Below are 16,849 nucleotides of genomic sequence, written 5' to 3' on the forward strand. Positions count from 1 at the left end.
CCAAAGGTAATACAACCATGACAGTGCAAGGCGTAATTTTAGATATCGATGGTACGCTGGTTCTGAGCAATGATGCCCATGCTCAAGCTTGGGTTGAGGGATTTGCAACGTATGGTTATGACGTACCCTTCGAGAAAGTTCGACCGCTGATTGGAATGGGTGGCGATCACGTCATCCCAGCAATGGTGCCAGAATTAAATGACGAAGACGGAGATGGGAAAGCCGTTTCTCAGAAGCGTCGAGAACTAATGGTCAACCGCTTTGCACCAACACTGTCTCCTACAGACGGCGCAAGAGACCTGATCTTGAAAATGCAGGAGGCTGGATTAAAGCTGATTATCGCTACCTCTGCATCAAGTCAAGAACTCTCCCCGTTGCTGAAAGCCGCACAAGTTGACGATCTACTGGATGAAGCGACAACTTCTAGCGATGCCGATGCCTCTAAACCAGCACCAGACATCGTGGAAGCAGCATTGAAGAAGATGCAAATGGAACCCAATCAAGTAGTGATGATTGCCGATACTCCCTACGATATTGAATCTGCAAATAAAGCTGGTGTGGGTGTAATTGCGGTGCGTTCTGGTGGCTTTGACGATAATCAACTCAAGGGTGCGATCGCTATCTACGATCACCCCGCCGATCTATTAGCCAATTATGACAATTCTCCCTTGATCTAAACACGGTAAGGTCTGTTTTTTTTCAACTCCCTACATTTAGTGAAAAGGCAGTAACGAATTCCGTTACTGCCTTTTTACTTGCTTTTTTACGATTGTGTGCAACTTCTAGTTGCTAAGAGCTTTAGCTTACCAGCCGCTACTTTCCTGGTCTGCCGGATCGCCGTAAGGATCTTCGCTTGCGGGACGAACATCTCCGAACTGCCCTTGGTAATCTGCTGGATCGCCGTAGGGATCTTCGCTTGCAGGACGGACATCTCCAAACTGCCCTTGTCCGAACTGCCCTTGGTAGTCTGCCGGATCGCCGTAGGGATCTTCGCTGGCGGGACGAACATCGCCAAACTGCCCATAATTTCCTGGATCGCCGTAGGGATCTTCGCTAGCGGGACGGACATCACCAAACTGCCCTTGGTAGCCAGGATCGCCAAAGGGATCTTCACTCGCGGGGCGCACATCGCCATACTGCCCATATTCTGCCGGATCGCCAAAGGGATCTTCGCTGGCGGGGCGGACTTCCCGATCGTCGTAGTTGGTCGCGTCTTGGTCGTTACCAAGCAAGGCATCCTGCATCTTTCTGATAAACCCATCTACCATGATTTGTCTCCTTTTTCAATTACTGTGTGAAACGGCTATGTAGAGAGTACAGATTGATTCCTCATTGCCGTTGTGGATCTTGGCGTTTTTATAGCTGGTCCGGCGATCGCATATCTGCAACCCAGAGATAGCAGCGCTTACTGTGCTGGAACCGGAACCGGGGCATCAGCTTCAGCCAGTCCCCTCAGGTCGCGCCCTGTGGGTCTGTTGTTATAGCCCTGGAAGTCACGATACTGCCGTGCCTCCTCTTCCGAAACTTGAATTCCTCCGGGTGGCGGCGTTACCCAGTGAGGCCGATTTTGGGCATCCCGGTAGTAGACACGACCGTTCTTAGAAAGGTAGTATTTCCCCTGCGCCCCCTGCTGTTGCTTGTTCTTATTCTTGTTGTAAAGATAGTAAAGTGCCGCCGCTCCCGCCAAAGTGATTGCCACTTTCTGACCCGTTGATAATCCTTTCTTGGCTTGGGGTTGGTTGGTGGGGGGAGGATTTGTCACTGTTCCACCCCGCGTATCGTCAACAGGTGGCGGTGGAGTGTTAGTCTGCGACTCACCGCAAGCATTTAAAAACGGAACCATTAGTAACGCTGAAAGCAGCAGCGCCATTGGGCGTAAAAATCTTTGACGCTGTGGGGCTATTGTATTCATCAATTTCCTGTTCTCCCTCCGTTACAGGATGTCTTGTTATGACGCACTCATGAGGAAAACTTGCACTATTCCAAAAACACTTTTTTCTTCAATAAATTTCCAACAACAAGTTTAGAAATTGAGTATTTACCGCTGACCGACAACAGCACAAGTCAGTGTTTTTGTTTCCACCCAATCATGAGGCAAGTTAAGAATAATTCCCTACAGCTCTGGATAGAATTTTGAGTAAAGGCTTCATCCAAGAGGAATAGACACGACAGCCATTTACCAACTCGGTCAGCTTCGGAAGAAAGGAGAAATACACAAAAATTAGCCCTACGTATTGCTTATAAGCATTGCTTATAAAGATAGGGTTTGCCTCTTTTTATGGGCTTTCTGAAAGTATTCTTTCTTAAGGTGATAATCGCTCAATTACCCAGTTGCCATCGTCACCACGTCGATAGTGCAAGCGATCGTGCAGCCGACTCGGACGCCCCTGCCAAAACTCAATTGTTGTAGGAATGACTCGAAAGCCTCCCCAATGGGGCGGTCGAGGAATTTCCCGATTTTCATATTGCTCTTTGAGTTCCTGCAAGCGTTGCTCAAGTATCTCGCGGTTTTCAATGACTTGGCTTTGCTGCGAAGCCCAAGCCCCCAATTGGCTTAAGAGCGGACGGCTGTGAAAATAAGCTTCTGATTCAGCATCTGAAACCTTCTCCACTTGCCCCTCAATCCGCACTTGGCGTTCCAGTTCCGCCCACCAGAAGACTAAGGACGCCCACGGATTGACGAGAAGTTGTTGTGATTTTTGACTCTCGTAGTTCGTGTAGAACACAAAGCCTTGTTCGTCGAAGTCCTTGAGCAACACCATTCTGGCGCTAGGCTTGCCATCAGCCCCAACGGTCGCAACAGTCATGGCATTGGGTTCGAGAAGCTCAGCTGCCCGTGCTTGGTCAAACCAGGTTTTAAATTGTTGAAAGGGATTGGGGTCGCTATCCGCTTTGCTCAGTCCAAATCGGGTGTAATTTTTACGCAGATCGGCTACGCTTGTATCCATCTTTATATTTTTTCAATCCCTAATTTAAGTATTTTAAAGTCTTGCTTGACCCCAGTTTTCATACATCCTACAAAAAAATTTATCGCTTGCGGCTATATTCATAGACTTTAGACTTTAGACTGGCTATGGGTTAGAGTGTAAAGTCTAGCCAGTCGTTCTACGAGTACCCAGGGAGCCACTGCTACAGGTTGTGAGTGCGATGCGCCGTTCAGCCAATCTTCAACGCCTGCTGATTCTCGGTTTGACCGGCCCGATTGTGGCTTTAAATATCTGGGTTCTGTCCCAGATATTTCGCTATTTTGAGCATTTAATTACCATCCTCACCATTTCGGCAATTCTGGCTTTTTTACTCAATTACCCGGTGCGGGTGTTAGAGCAGATTCGCTTCAAACGGACACAGGCGGTAATTATCGTTTTGGTGGTGACTTTAGCGGTGCTTGTCATTTTGGGCGTGACTCTTGTCCCGATATTGGTAGATCAAACGACTCAACTGTTCAAAAATATTCCAGATTGGTTAGAGGCAAGCAATCAAAATTTAGATCAGTTGGACGCCTGGACAAAAACTCGTCGTTTGCCTTTGGATCTCAAAGGGTTTAGCCGTCGCGTCAGTTTTCGGATCGAAAACCAAGCGCAAGCTCTAGCAAGTCAGGCGTTTGGCGTGGCACTAGGGACGTTGACAGGATTAATCGATGTCGTGTTTGTGGTGGTGCTGGCGTTTTATATGTTGCTGTATGGCGATCGCTTGTGGAAGGGTTTGTTTAATCTCCTTCCGTCTCAGATCGGTCTGCCGTTGAGCGAATCCCTGCGGCTAAACTTTCAGAATTTTTTCATTACGCAAGTCCTCCTAGGACTGTTTATGATGGCAACGCTGACGCCAATCTTTTTGACTCTGAACCTGCCGTTTGCGCTCTTGTTTGGTTTGTTAATTGGGGTTGCCGAACTCATTCCCTTTATCGGTGCCACCTTGGGGATTGGGATGGTGACGCTTTTGGTGATGCTGCAAGATTTTTGGTTAGCCGTTTGGGTCGCGATCGCATCGATTTTCATGCAGCAGATCAAAGATAACGTCCTTGCTCCTAAGTTAATGGGCGATTTCACCGGACTTAATCCAATCTGGATCTTTATCGCTTTATTGATCGGAGGTCAGATAGCGGGACTGTTGGGAGTTCTCGTGTCCGTGCCCCTCGCGGGTACGATTAAGGACACTATCGATACCCTCCGCCTTTTGCGTCAGCCTTCAGTTGTGACGACAGAGACGGTTTCCCGAAACCCTAATGACATCTGAAGGATTATCAGAATAAATACCGCCCTAAAAGCTATCAGCACTACAAACCAAGCAAAGATGCGCTTGGCAACTCAAAAAAGATTCTGCACGATCCCCAATATTGGTTGGTGTGTGCCATTCCAAAACTTTTATTGTTGTTCGATGAGGAGAAATCGGCTTCTACTTGTCATACGAAATAAGCGCGATCGCTCTTGCACTCAGACAACATTAACAGGTACCCCTTTTGGGTTCAAGATTTTCTCAAAACTGGCGAGTGTATGCACTTGGCGTAGACGTAGAGTAGGATAGGTGAGACTCAAATCCTTCTCATCCTTAAATAGGGAATTCATCTCGTTCTTCCTTGTAAAATTGGCAAGGGATCTGCATTGTTTAGGAGTTCATTGATGCGACAGATTAATTTTTTGCTGATCTTCGCGGTGTTACTAGCGCTAGTTTTATTCAGCTTAGAAAATACCGAACCTGCCGCCATTCAAATTGTTCAAGGTGTCGAAGTACAAGCGCCCTTGTGTATTGAACTGATTCTGGCGATGGGTCTTGGAGCTGTCTTAGCGTGGATTTTTAGTATCTGGGCGCGGTTGCTGCGAAGTCTAGAATCTGGAAAACAATTGCGTCAGATGCGTGCCAAAGACGAGCGCATCCAAGAATTAGAGGAAAATATTGAACACTACAAGGCAGAAATTGAAGAGAGACAAAGTCTGCCCTTAAACGCGACCCTCCAGACTGAAAACACAGAGGTAGTTGGAGGGAAGCTAGCAAGTCTCGCGGCAGCAAAAGAACAGGAATCCCTTGCCTAATCAATTTAGCTTCATTTGAGCTTGAGTTTATGCCGATGACCATTGGCCCAGCCCAGGAAGCGATCGCCCTTTTAATCGATTTGGCTCAGCGGGGAGAAATCGACCCTTGGGATGTCCAAGTGATTGAGGCGATCGATCGATGTTTATTGGAATTGGAGAAAGCTGGGGAGAAGCTCTCTGGCACATTTGAAGTAGAGCTGTCCCAATCCGGGCAGGCGTTTCTGTATGCGTCCATGCTGGTATTGCTCAAGGCGGATACCCTGTTTTCGCAATCGCTCCCAGACAATCTCGAACCCACTGAGGACGAGCTGGACGACACCGCCGCCGATCCCAGACAATTGCCAACGCGGTTGGAGCGCCATTTGCGACGCCGAGGGACAGCAATGCCTCCCCAAACTCGTCGCGTAACCCTACACGAATTAATCGAACAGCTACAGCAAATAGCCACGGTACTGGAAGAAAAACCTGCTGGCCCAAACGCGATTAAAGACCCAAGTTACCGTTCCCAGTCTCGTTCCCAAACCGCCCGCGCGATCGCTGCCCTCGCTCACCAAGAAAATCTGACCGAAACCGCAGCTCACCTAGATCGGTTTTTGAGCAGTCATTGGTCCCAAATGTCCCCCGGTCAGGATTGGCTGGAATTAGACCAGCTGTTAGAGTTATGGGCAGGGGTAAAACAACGGTCAGCACCGTTAAACGCGCATCAATTGCCTGAAGAGGTGGAGACTGCGCCGAAACACAATGACCGAGTGGGAGTTTTTTGGGCGCTGTTACTCCTGTCTGCTCAGTCTAAGGTAGAGTTAGCCCAAGAGGAGTTCTACCAAGACCTAAAAATCCGAACGCTGTAGCGATGATTCTGTACTGTAACAGGGGCGCATTCAGTTCCTGCCGGTATGTTGATTAAACGCTAGGGTGAGAAACATCTAGAATATCGACAAGGTCAATCGACTAAAATATTTGACCAGCCATCCCTTGCCTCCAGTGAAGGGATGGGATACAGCTAAATTGCACGAAAACAAAGTGGCCTAGGTTGAGGAAAAAATATTCATGAAAGCCATGATTCTGGCGGCTGGTAAAGGTACCCGCGTTCGTCCGATTACCTACACCATTCCCAAACCTTTAATTCCCATTCTGCAAAAACCAGTGATGGAGTTCTTGGTGGAACTACTCAGGCAGCATGGGTTTGACCAGATCATGGTCAATGTCAGCCACCTTGCTAACGAGATTGAAAGCTATTTCCGGGATGGTCAGCGTTTTGGGGTGCAAATTGGCTATTCCTTTGAAGGCCGGATTGAAGAAAATGGCGACTTGATCGGCGAAGCGGTCGGTTCTGCTGGCGGGATGCGTCGCATCCAAGATTTTTCTCCGTTTTTTGATGACACCTTTGTGGTGCTGTGCGGAGATGCGTTGATCGATTTGGATCTGACCGCAGCGGTGAAGTGGCACAAAGAAAAAGGCTCGATCGCGACGATTGTGATGAAATCAGTGCCACAGAATGAGGTTTCCAGTTATGGAGTCGTCGTCACCGATGAAGAGGGACGAATCAAAGCCTTCCAAGAAAAACCATCAGTGGAGGAAGCGCTCAGCACCAATATCAATACCGGGATTTATATTTTCGAGCCAGAAATCTTAAATTACATCCCTTCTGGCGAGGAGTACGATATCGGGGGTCAGTTATTCCCCAAACTGGTAGAAATGGGTGCGCCTTTCTACGGAATCCCGATGGACTTCCAGTGGGTGGATATTGGCAAAGTGCCAGACTACTGGCAGGCAATTCGCAGCGTGTTACTGGGAGAAGTCAAAAATGTGGCAATTCCCGGACAGAAAGTGGCTCCCGGTATTTATACCGGATTAAATGTAGCGGTGAACTGGGACAAGGTTGACATCACAGGCCCAGTCTACATTGGTGCCATGACACGCATTGAAGATGGAGCCAAGATTGTCGGTCCCACCTACATCGGACCCAATTGCTGGGTGTGCAGCGGTGCCAAGGTGGAAAATAGCGTGATTTTTGAATACTCCCGCCTAGGCCCAGGAGTGCGCTTAGTCGATAAGCTGGTGTTCGGACGTTACTGCGTGGATAAGACAGGTGCCACGATTGATGTCCAAGCCGCCGCCCTCGATTGGCTGATTAACGATGCTCGTCAAGTTCTGCCCTCTAATCCGCCAGCAGAACGGCAAGCGATCGCCGATCTGCTAGGGATGGAAGCGATTTAAATCATCGGTCAGCGGTCATTGGGAAATGGGTAGTGGGTCACAAGTGGATTCTCTACCCATTTCTCATTACCCATCAGGACGACAGATAAGTGTACCGACTGAGACTCTGCTCGTAGTTTTGCAGCAATCGCTGGGATTCCTGAATGGTAATGCGCTTATCCATAAGCGCTTGTTCGCATAGCCGACGAATCTGCTCAATCAGATCCTCAGAATCGTACTGTACGTAACCCAAGACTTCCTTCATGGTGTCACCTTTGACGACATGTTCAATCCTGTAAGCCTTGGGCGTCAAATGAATGTGAATCGTGTTGGTATCGCCAAACAAGTTGTGCAGATTGCCCATAATTTCCTGGTAAGCTCCATTCAAGAACATCCCCAGGTAGTAGGGTTCGTCAGGCTTCAGCGTATGCAGTTCTAAAACCGACTTGACATCTCTGAGGTCGATAAACCGATCGATTTTGCCATCGCTGTCGCAGGTGAGGTCTGCCAAAATTCCCCGCCGTGTTGGTTCCTCATCCAGCCGATGAATCGGCATGATGGGAAACAGCTGGTCAATTGCCCAACAATCCGGCGCTGATTGGAAGACAGACAGGTTGATATAGTAGATGGAAGCCATAATTTTTTCTAGGTCTTCCAGTTCGTCGGGAACGTATTCCTGCTTCCTGGTAATCGCTAGAATTTTTTCACAACAAGCCCAGTAAAGACGCTCGGCTCTGGCTCGTTCGGTGAGGCGCAAAATCCCCAAATTAAATCGGCTGATGGCTTCTTCTTTGAATTGAGCGGCGTCGTGGTATAGCTCTTGGAAATTCTCTTCGTTTATAGATTGGTAGGTTTCCCAGAGGTAATTAATAATCGGAGATTCACCCTCTTTTGGGGGTTCGGGTGCCCCAGATGGGACATCGCTGGTGCCGAGAACATCAAAAATCAGCACCGACTGATGGGAAGCGATCGCTCTCCCACTCTCGCTAATCAGTGTGGGAACGGGTAACTGGTGTTCGGCACAAGCTTCCTTCAACTCTGCCACGATATCGTTGGCATAGTTCTGCATATTGTAATTTTTGGAAGCATAGAAATTGGTTTGAGAGCCGTCGTAATCCACGCCCAAACCGCCGCCGACATCGAGATATTTCATGTCAGCCCCCAGCTTGGCTAACTCGACGTAAATCCGGCTAGCTTCTTGGATGGCATCTTTGATGACGTTGATCGCAGAAATCTGAGAGCCAATGTGGAAGTGCAACAATTGCAGCGAATCCAGCAAGTCAGCGTCTCGTAATTCGTTGACCGCGTGAATGATTTCGGGAATGGTCAAACCAAATTTAGCGCGATCGCCCGTAGATCCTCCCCAGCGTCCCACGCCTTGGGTACTCAGCTTTGCCCGGATGCCCAAAATTGGCTTAATGCCCAACTGACGGCTGGCTTCAATACACAGCTGTACTTCTTCAACCTGCTCTAAAACGATCAGCGGCGTTTGCCCCAGTCGAGACGCTAACATCGCCGTTTCGATGTATTCTCGGTCTTTATAGCCATTGCAGATGAGTAATGCCCCAGGCGTATCCAACATTGCCAAAGCAATCATCATCTCTGGCTTCGAGCCAGCTTCCAAGCCAAACTGATGGGGTTTACCAAACCGCACCAAATCCTCAACCAAGTGCCGCTGCTGGTTGCACTTGACCGGAAAGACGCCTTTGTAAGTACCGGAATAGTTGTAACGCGCGATCGCTTTCGCAAAACAAGCATTTAATCGCTCAATCCGGTCTTCTAAAATATCTGAAAAGCGAATCAGCAGTGGTAGCCCCAGATTGCGCTGCTTCAGGGCGTTGACCAGTTCAAATAAATCTAGAGACCCACCGCGCTCTCCCTTGGGAGAAACTGTAACGTGACCGGCTGCATTAATCGAAAAGTACGGTTGACCCCAACCTTCAATCCGATACAGGTTCTCACTGTTTTCTATTGACCAGGATTGGGGCAAGCTTTCACGGCTTAGCCGAGTTAAAGCCATATCATGTTTTTCCCGTCCTGCATTTCTCCGGGCAAGGGCACCGGAGGTGCCACGGCGATTCGATGAACTTTGTGCCACAATTTCTTCTTCTGATGGCTCTTCTTCAATTGCAGGCGTAAACTGCTCGCCCATTTTTTTATCTATCCTCCCTGTGCCCTGTCGAGTAGCTAGTCTATCGCATTCATTTATCATAGGCAGGTGTCTTGTCTTGAATCAGTACCTGCGGTTGGATGTCTGCTTAATCCCATTGTTACCAAAATTTGTATTTGGGGATTGGGGATAAGTAATTCTCTGCTTTGAGAACTCTGAAATCTCCAAAATCTCTGGTTCTTGGCTGCCACAATCATCTCTTTGTCCGGGTTACTATATTTTCTTTTTTGGAAGATCGCAGGCAATTTTTGCTAAAATCTGCCTCTAGTGAGTTATACCGAGTTTTTCAAAATTTGATAAAACTTTGATATAAATTACCCAATATCAATCAGCCGTGCTAGTTGAGGGCGTTCAATGCTCAATCAGCCCGATAAGCCTCCTATACAGCGCTTTAGCCTTGTTTTCCTGTACCAGATGGTTCAGAAGTACCCACTCGCCTTTTGGGGCGGTTTGTGGGCGTCCATGATTACCATCGCAGCAGTAGCAGCGCTAGGTCTATTTAGTACAGGCCCCATCGAGCAGGAGGAATCTAAATCTGTTGAACCGATGCCTGCCGAAACGACGGTTCCAGAACCAGAAACATCACTACTGCCAAGCTTCACAACCAGTCAGCCATCTGGAACCCCATTGCCAGGTTTTACAGCGGTTCCGGAAGTTCCGGAAGCTCGAAAGCAACAGGAAGTGCCACGGTGGTTGTATGGTGCGATCGCCTTGGGCTTTGTCACTGGAACGCTTTTGATAGCGCTAAACCTGAGTCGTTCACCGCAGCGTAAATCTCTCAAACGATCAAAGCCGACTGCAAGCGTCCGCAAAAAACAACGCCGCCCGACTCAAAAGCAAAAGCGTCGTCCCATGCCGCCACAACCGGCAGAAGGCTTCTCTAAACCTCAAGAAGTGCCCCTAATGATGACAAATTATGGGATGACTGAGGTAACAGTGGTACCTCCAGAAGAAAATCATCCTCTGGATTGGGGCGAGGATAGTCTGGCAGAAATTATGGATCTGCGAAAGCGACAGTCTCTCTCTGCGTTGCTCAAAAAGTAATTAGTATAAAAGTTTTGAGTTTTGAGTTAGAAAAAAATCCTTAATTCAAAACTCAATTTTTTTTACTAATTACTAAAATTCAACGTGCAAGTAAATGTTTTTTCGGGAATTACTTTTGACTTGTCGAAAGTAGCGATCGCCAATCTTTAATTGCTTTTTCTGTCCAGAGCCAGTTTTTACTCAGGGCTTCCGGTTGGAAGTTAACCGGGTCTTCTGAGATCGCCTTTTGTCGGAGCTTCCGGGCTTCATCCAAAAGTTTTGCTTGCTTATCAGCAGGTTGAGATGCAGCTAATTTGGTCAGCCCAATTGCTAATCCGGCATAAGTTGTCAAAGCTTCTTGTTGGGCAACCGAGCCAGCAACAGTAGCCTGCTTTTCTTCTATCAAGTAAAAAGCATCAAACCAAATTTGATTAGCACGATCGAGATTCCCTTCTAAGTAATAGGCAAACCCTAAGGCATTCAAATATTTAGCAGACTTAGGTTGCTTTTTGACCGCTTGCTCCCAAAATCGACGGGCATCATCCAAACTGTAATCCTTGCTGCCAGTTTGAACAGACTGCCACGCCAGACGCCCTCTCAGGAAGCTGATGGCTGGGTCATCGATTTTCTGTTTGTTAACGTTGTCAAGCGCTCCTTGGGCTTGCTGTAACGCTCCTCGGTTCAGCAATTCTTCTACAGCCACCCCGGCGGCGGATAAGTTATTTTGACTGAATTGTTCAATGGCGATCGCCGTGACAGTCGGGGTATTGGCTTTCTGGAGATTGACATTTTTGAGATTGGGGCTAGGGAGCGCCGGAAGTGAGGTTGAGGTATTCTCCTGAGAGAACAACAAGTCTGAAGGTTGCGGACGACGTTGCAAGAACCAGAAACCCAAAAGCGCGATCGCCATCGTCGAGCCTAACGCCAGCAAAATCAGTGGGGCACGCTTGACTCGTCGCTGTCCCTTCTTCCCTTCATCACGCTGCCAAAATCGCAGCCGGGGGTTCCCGGCGGCATATCCCAGTAGCGATTCTCCCGATCCCGCGTTTTTCGGTGCTGACTCAGCAGCGATCGCTGCGGCGACAGGTTGGGGGGGTATTTTCGACTCGCTGAGCGGGTGAGCGGCGATCGTTGTCTGATTTTCTCTTTCTACATGTCTGTCCCTTGTCTGGTCTACCTCTGTTTCCCTCTGTGTCTCTGCTGCTACTTCAGGCTTTAGCTGGCGAAACAGATCCGCAACCAAAGCCGAGTCGTCTTCGTAGCCAATATCGTCATACTCCAAATCATCAACCGGATCGGTCCAGTCGGGATCGTCATCCCCGTAGAAGTCATCCTCTAAGGAGTCTAAAGCCTCGTCGGTGGTTAAGAAACCGGATCGAGATCCAGTCGGCGGTGCCGTGAATACCGCTTCTTCCTCCCTAGAGAGAGGATTCAGCATTCCTCCCCAAGCAATGTCTGCCCCAGAAGCGTCAGGCAACTGAAGTCGCTCTGCTTTGGCATTGATGGCATGATGACCTGGTGTCAAGTAACCGTCAAATTCCGGGTGAAGATAGAGGATCGGTAAAGCCCAGTAAAGCTGGCGAGAACCGTAAGTAGAAATTAAACTTTGCCGCGCTCGACTCAGGCTGAGGTCAATCGGATAACCTTGATTCAGATTGCCGTAAAACCGCCGTGCCAAGGTCAAAGCGACTTGATCCGGAATGCGTTCTGCCATCGCCAGCACGCTCTTGATACCGCGTTTGACCAGCGCTTCTGCCAAATTTCCCTCTGCGGCACCGTCGCTGGGAGCTGAAGCGGCGGTATGAGCGCCCCGACAGGAGTTAAACACTGCGAGCTGGATGCCGTTATTGACGAGCAACCCCGCTAAGTCATCTCCGCTTAACATCTCCGTCAGCCCGGTTTGGCGGCTCACGAGGTAGAGATTGCCGCCGTAGGCTCCTTGGTCGCTATGACCTGCATAATGGAAAACTTGATATTGACCTTGTTCCAGCTCGTGGGTCAGCTGCTCCGTACCGGGTTGCTCCAGAACAGTGAGTTGAATTTCGGGTAAGCCATTCCGGGAACGGTGACTCAGTTCTGCTTGCAGGTGGCTGACTTCTTGTTTGAGCGCCAAACTTTCCTGGTCGTTGGGGGCAGCGATCGCCATCAAGATTCGCACCGCCGGTTGATTTGACCCAGAACCTAACGAAACGGTGGGACTTCTCAACCTTGTACTCATCTGGTAGCGGGAGAAGGCAACATCGGTTCCAGTTGCCAACGGGCGATCGCCATCGTGCAATACTTCCCAAGGTAAGCTCAGTAAGCGACTATCTTTTAATCCCAAGCGCAGCCGCAATACTTCTTGCCGATCTTGAGCGATCGCTTGCGCGATCATCCAACTATCTCGCAGCGTCCCTTGGAATAAAGCATCGTACATCTGCTGCCCCAGCGCCACCAAGTTCAGAGAAGATTGGGTGGCTTCTCGGGTCGGGGAACCCGATCGAGAAATATCGCTAGGAGACAAAGCCATCAGCAAAGGGTCATTCATCAGGTGCTTCGCCTGAGCTAACCAATCCTCCACTTGCCACGTTACCTGCTCTTCGGCAAATGGGACGGCACCCGGTGCGGCAACCCATTCTGTCCGCACCCAATATTTACTTTCCCCTAAGGGATTTACAGAGATATGAAATTCCTGAGCCACTGCTACTATGCACTCCTGCTTCAGTTAGAACCTTCTAGCTGCTTTTCTTACCTGGAGGAGGAACTGTTTCCCTTTCTTCCTAGATAGATTCAAGTTACTTAAAGTTTCCATGAAGGGCAGTTTCGTTTTCTTGAACGCTGATGCCGTTGATGGATTCCGGGAAAGGGAGAGAAAATTTCTATTTATTCTAATTTAATCGTTAAATTTACCCCAACTTAATCCGGATAGTTGAGGAATCCTTTAGAAGAGTAGATTGGTAGATGCACCCTGATTGACATCCCCTGGCTCACCGGTTTGAGCCGGGGATTTTTTTTTCGGTTCGTTAGGCGGTGTAAGACTTTCTGGATTTCTCCCGGCTTCAAAGGCGGGTTAGGGGGGAACTGACACAAGTTGCTTGGCATTTCCATCCCTCAACCCCGCGATGGGAGAGCCACTGTGCTAGAAATAACGAGAAGCAGAAGGCAGATTAGCGGTTGGTCATTCGTTAACAGCGAATGACCAACCGCTAATCGCTCATGGCTAATCCGAACTGACTTCCTCAAAAGATTTAACTTCTAGAACCGGGCCAATCATCGCGAAGGTCATCACGTCCTTTCGCACCTCACCTTTGACTTTCACTTTGAGTCCCGATTTGCGTAAATCTTCTGGAGCTTTGTGGAGTTCGTAGGTTTCACCCTCTTGTGTGACTAGCGCCCAGGTGCCTGGACCAAGTCCCTTGCGTTCGATAGTGCCTTCTACGCTGATGCTCATGCTGTTTGCCCTTCTCCTTTGCTGGATAAATAGGCGAGTCCGATACACAGGAGGGCATTAGTAATTAGGAATATCTTAGCGATCGCGCCATGACCTAACCACAACATTGCCGGATCTGCTACGGCACTCACTAATAAACAGGATGCCACGCCCAAGGTCGAGCCGATCGCAAACCACTTCCAACTGCGGTGTCCCAGTAGCAAGGCGATTAATGCAAAAGGAATCAACACGCTGGCGAAGATGGGATTCAATAAACCACTGCCTTGAATCGTATTGCCCAGTTCGGGAATCGAACTGCCCATCATCCGGAAAGGCCACTGAGGAAGATCGAAAATATAGAAGCCGCGCAGGAAGAATAATCCAGAACTCCCGGCAACTAAACCGCTGGTTAGCGACCAACTCCAGCCAAAGGGGAAATAATTCCGCAAGAACCAGGCAAGGACATAAGAACCTAATACCATCGCAATCTTAGGTAACAGTGCCACCGCACCGCCATCAATCCAGAAGCGAGGATTGAGATAGCCATTATCGCGCAACCAGCGGAAGAAGTCGCGGAAGGTAATTTGCCCGCGTACCGCCAGTTTTACAGCCGCAGAAGCATCGAGATGACCAGCCCCAAAGTAGTTGAGAGCGTCATCTGAAATTACCCGTGCCGACTTTTTGAGGACACCCAATACTTCCTCCGGTTCGGTTACGCCAGAGGCTTTCACTAAAGCGGCGACACCGGCAACGTGGGGAGACGCCATACTGGTGCCTTGGAAGGCAGCAAAAGTGGGGATGAGCTTCCCGTTTTCGTCATAACTAATGGTCTCTTGCAGAATCCCACCCGATGGATTTTCTTCGGTGATTGCACCACCAGGGGCTGAGATATCCACACCAGCACCATAGCTGGAGTAAAAGGCTTTTTCACCGGCAGAATCAATTGCTGAAACACCGATAACGTGGGGATATCGAGCTGGGTAGGAGGCAGAATTCTCATTAGAGTTTCCTGCTGCGGCTACGATGACGACGCCTTTGTTGTAGGCATAATCAATCGCTTCTTGCATTACCTGACTTTCGCCACCACCGCCCAAGCTCATGTTAATGACATCAGCACCGTTATCGGCAGCAAATTTGATGGCTTCAGCAATATCGGCAACGGTGCCACCGCCTTCTGCACTCAACACTTTCAAAGGCATAAGGCTGGCTTCGTAAGCAATACCCGCGACGCCATAGCCATTATTGGTGGCTTGGGCAACAGTACCGCCAACGTGGGTGCCGTGCCCGTTGTCGTCGTCTGCTTGGTCTCGGTTGTTAACAAAGTCGTAGCCTTGGACAAACTTGGTATCTTTCAGGTCCGGAACGCGACTGATGCCGGTGTCAATGACGGCAACTGTCATCCCTGCGCCTTTGGTTTCGTCCCAAGCAGATTCTACGTTGATACTCCGTAGGTTCCACTGTTTGCTGTACTCTGGGTCGTTGGGGACTTCCAGAGCTTTGTAGACATAATTCGGTTCAATATATTCAGTTTTTTTGGCTAAAGGCGATTTTTTTAGAGTTTTCAGCAGGTTGCGATCGCCTTTAATGATATACAACTGATCTGACTCGGAAAATTCGCTGTTATACTGAGCGCCAAGCGATCGCACCTGTTCTTGCACCACTTCTGCTGGTACGTCTTCGCGGAAATCCAGCACAATCGAGTCAAACTCACCTTGTGCTGCCAGTCCTTTGAAGTTAAACAGGGCAAAACCTACCCCCAATAAAAACAAGCACGCTATCAAAAGCTTTCTCATATTCACCCGTCTTGTGAGCGCCAGTTTCTCCCCACGATAACTCATGCATCTGCCCCGTGGTGTATTTAGTTTTTAGTTATTAATTTTTGTTTGTTGGAGTAATACCGCTCGTTTGCAGTAATAAGCGATACGAATCAGGCTGCTTGTGGCAAAAGTTCTCTTGAAGCGAAAGAACCCTATTTTTACTCTTACTGAAGGACTTGTGGGTTTTCAGCCGATGAGCGTCTATTTAATACTCAGTTTGAGGTGAGGGAGGCATTCTCTTGTCGTTAGCGGGTTCCTGCGCCTTGACTATTATCGTCCGAGAATCCTAGATTTGGGGGTTCGTAGGTTTGATTTTGTGTAGTATTATTGGGAGTTCTGATGCTAAAGTTCAATTGAATATTGAGCAATTGTAACCCAAATATAAAGATGAATATTCCTGTACATTTTAGTAGTAGATGACTCATAAAATTTTTATCGTTTTGAAATACTTATGATGAAATTATTTTTTTTAAATCAGATCTATTATTCAGTGCTGTAAACTGAATAACATCAAATAATTTTCAATTAAAATCTTATATTAATTAAATACTTAGAGGATAACGTTAACATCAACTTTGGTTGAGCCATACGAAAAATTCGACTAATAGTAAATATTTGATAAATCACTTGTTCGATAATGACTTGAGGTAGATAAATGTGAGATTGCATCTTAGTTTGTTGAATTCGATGTTTTTAATTATGAAGGTTTTATTAAGATTCTCTAGTGATAAAAACCTATAGTGAAATGTGACATTATTGCTGCAAATATTTGCTTGAAATCCCCAAGTTTGAGTGATGGGATTGGCTCACAAAATGTGACTGGCTGTTTCCAGCTTTGTGATCTCGATCGCAGCTAGAAACTGGGTGCAGCGTAATGAGCGCCAAAATACCTACCGATACTGGTAGTTTCGGCTACACCAACCCTTTTACCCCTCTTCAGAAGAACGATGCATTACCCGCCTCTGTTGAAATCATGTAGGGGTAAAGCATTGGCGCAGAAAGATTTGGGTTGAAGTGACTTGTACAAGGCACGAATACTTCACCCTCAAACTGAGAACCCAAGGGCGCATCTGTACGGGAGAAGCATCAGGAAGACAACAAGCTGGGACTTATGCGTAATGCCTCGTTCAGGACAAAGGGGCGGAAGTTGTGAGAGCTTTTATCGAAACAAAGCCAGTGAGGCAGGCTAAATTGAGTTTCCGAAGCG

The 16,849-nt window shown here is 48.3% G+C and carries 14 protein-coding genes; 6 read left to right on the plus strand and 8 right to left on the minus strand.

What is annotated here, in order from left to right; translation table 11 throughout:
* Positions 1 to 17 precede the first annotated feature (17 nt).
* Positions 18 to 677, plus strand: a complete 660-nt coding sequence (locus tag NC994_RS05955) for an HAD family hydrolase (protein ID WP_190438643.1) — start codon at positions 18 to 20, stop codon at positions 675 to 677.
* A 126-nt stretch (positions 678 to 803) separates the two neighbouring features.
* Here NC994_RS05955 and NC994_RS05960 read toward each other — a convergent pair whose 3' ends face one another.
* The 3 genes from NC994_RS05960 to pdxH form a co-directional block, all read right to left on the minus strand.
* Complete coding sequence (locus tag NC994_RS05960; RefSeq protein WP_190438645.1) at positions 804 to 1,268, minus strand: translation initiation factor; 465 nt, start codon at positions 1,266 to 1,268, stop codon at positions 804 to 806.
* Positions 1,269 to 1,405: 137 nt separating this feature from the next.
* Positions 1,406 to 1,912, minus strand: coding sequence for a hypothetical protein (locus NC994_RS05965; protein ID WP_190438650.1), 507 nt, complete (start codon positions 1,910 to 1,912; stop codon positions 1,406 to 1,408).
* Positions 1,913 to 2,303: 391 nt separating this feature from the next.
* Positions 2,304 to 2,948 carry a pyridoxamine 5'-phosphate oxidase gene (gene pdxH / locus NC994_RS05970; RefSeq protein WP_190438653.1) on the minus strand — a complete coding sequence of 215 codons (645 nt, stop codon included), beginning with the start codon at positions 2,946 to 2,948 and terminating at the stop codon, positions 2,304 to 2,306.
* Positions 2,949 to 3,147: 199 nt separating this feature from the next.
* On the opposite strand from pdxH, the gene NC994_RS05975 reads away from it, so the two are divergent.
* Entirely contained in the window at positions 3,148 to 4,233 is a 1,086-nt protein-coding gene (locus NC994_RS05975; protein WP_190438655.1) for an AI-2E family transporter, read from the plus strand.
* A 197-nt stretch (positions 4,234 to 4,430) separates the two neighbouring features.
* Here NC994_RS05975 and NC994_RS05980 read toward each other — a convergent pair whose 3' ends face one another.
* Positions 4,431 to 4,562 (minus strand): hypothetical protein, encoded by a 132-nt coding sequence (locus tag NC994_RS05980; protein WP_277878341.1) that lies wholly within the window; start codon positions 4,560 to 4,562, stop codon positions 4,431 to 4,433.
* Positions 4,563 to 4,616: 54 nt separating this feature from the next.
* Here NC994_RS05980 and NC994_RS05985 point away from each other — a divergent pair, with 54 nt between their 5' ends.
* The 3 genes from NC994_RS05985 to NC994_RS05995 all read left to right on the plus strand — a co-directional run bounded on the left by NC994_RS05985 (position 4,617) and on the right by NC994_RS05995 (position 7,244).
* A complete protein-coding gene (locus NC994_RS05985; protein ID WP_190413090.1) occupies positions 4,617 to 5,027 on the plus strand; it encodes a LapA family protein in 411 nt (136 codons plus the stop codon).
* Positions 5,028 to 5,062: 35 nt separating this feature from the next.
* Entirely contained in the window at positions 5,063 to 5,875 is an 813-nt protein-coding gene (locus NC994_RS05990) for a ScpA family protein (protein ID WP_190438656.1), read from the plus strand.
* 199 nt (positions 5,876 to 6,074) lie between these two features.
* Positions 6,075 to 7,244 (plus strand): NDP-sugar synthase, encoded by a 1,170-nt coding sequence (locus tag NC994_RS05995; RefSeq protein ID WP_190413091.1) that lies wholly within the window; start codon positions 6,075 to 6,077, stop codon positions 7,242 to 7,244.
* A gap of 73 nt (positions 7,245 to 7,317) precedes the next feature.
* Here NC994_RS05995 and speA read toward each other — a convergent pair whose 3' ends face one another.
* On the minus strand, positions 7,318 to 9,375 hold the full coding sequence (gene speA / locus NC994_RS06000) for a biosynthetic arginine decarboxylase (protein ID WP_339380229.1): 2,058 nt from the start codon (positions 9,373 to 9,375) through the stop codon (positions 7,318 to 7,320).
* 372 nt (positions 9,376 to 9,747) lie between these two features.
* Between speA and NC994_RS06005 the strand changes: the two genes are divergently transcribed.
* Positions 9,748 to 10,437 carry a hypothetical protein gene (locus tag NC994_RS06005; RefSeq protein ID WP_190413092.1) on the plus strand — a complete coding sequence of 230 codons (690 nt, stop codon included), beginning with the start codon at positions 9,748 to 9,750 and terminating at the stop codon, positions 10,435 to 10,437.
* A gap of 109 nt (positions 10,438 to 10,546) precedes the next feature.
* Here NC994_RS06005 and NC994_RS06010 read toward each other — a convergent pair whose 3' ends face one another.
* The 3 genes from NC994_RS06010 to NC994_RS06020 all read right to left on the minus strand — a co-directional run bounded on the left by NC994_RS06010 (position 10,547) and on the right by NC994_RS06020 (position 15,618).
* Complete coding sequence (locus NC994_RS06010) at positions 10,547 to 13,096, minus strand: CHAT domain-containing protein (protein ID WP_190438659.1); 2,550 nt, start codon at positions 13,094 to 13,096, stop codon at positions 10,547 to 10,549.
* A gap of 519 nt (positions 13,097 to 13,615) precedes the next feature.
* Entirely contained in the window at positions 13,616 to 13,846 is a 231-nt protein-coding gene (locus NC994_RS06015) for a hypothetical protein (RefSeq protein ID WP_190413096.1), read from the minus strand.
* Complete coding sequence (locus NC994_RS06020) at positions 13,843 to 15,618, minus strand: S8 family peptidase (protein WP_190438738.1); 1,776 nt, start codon at positions 15,616 to 15,618, stop codon at positions 13,843 to 13,845. Before NC994_RS06020 ends, NC994_RS06015 begins: the two co-directional genes overlap by 4 nt.
* Positions 15,619 to 16,849: the final 1,231 nt, after the last annotated feature.

The organism is Trichocoleus sp. AS-A1 (genome assembly GCF_039962015.1).
GTDB lineage: Bacteria > Cyanobacteriota > Cyanobacteriia > Cyanobacteriales > FACHB-T130 > FACHB-T130.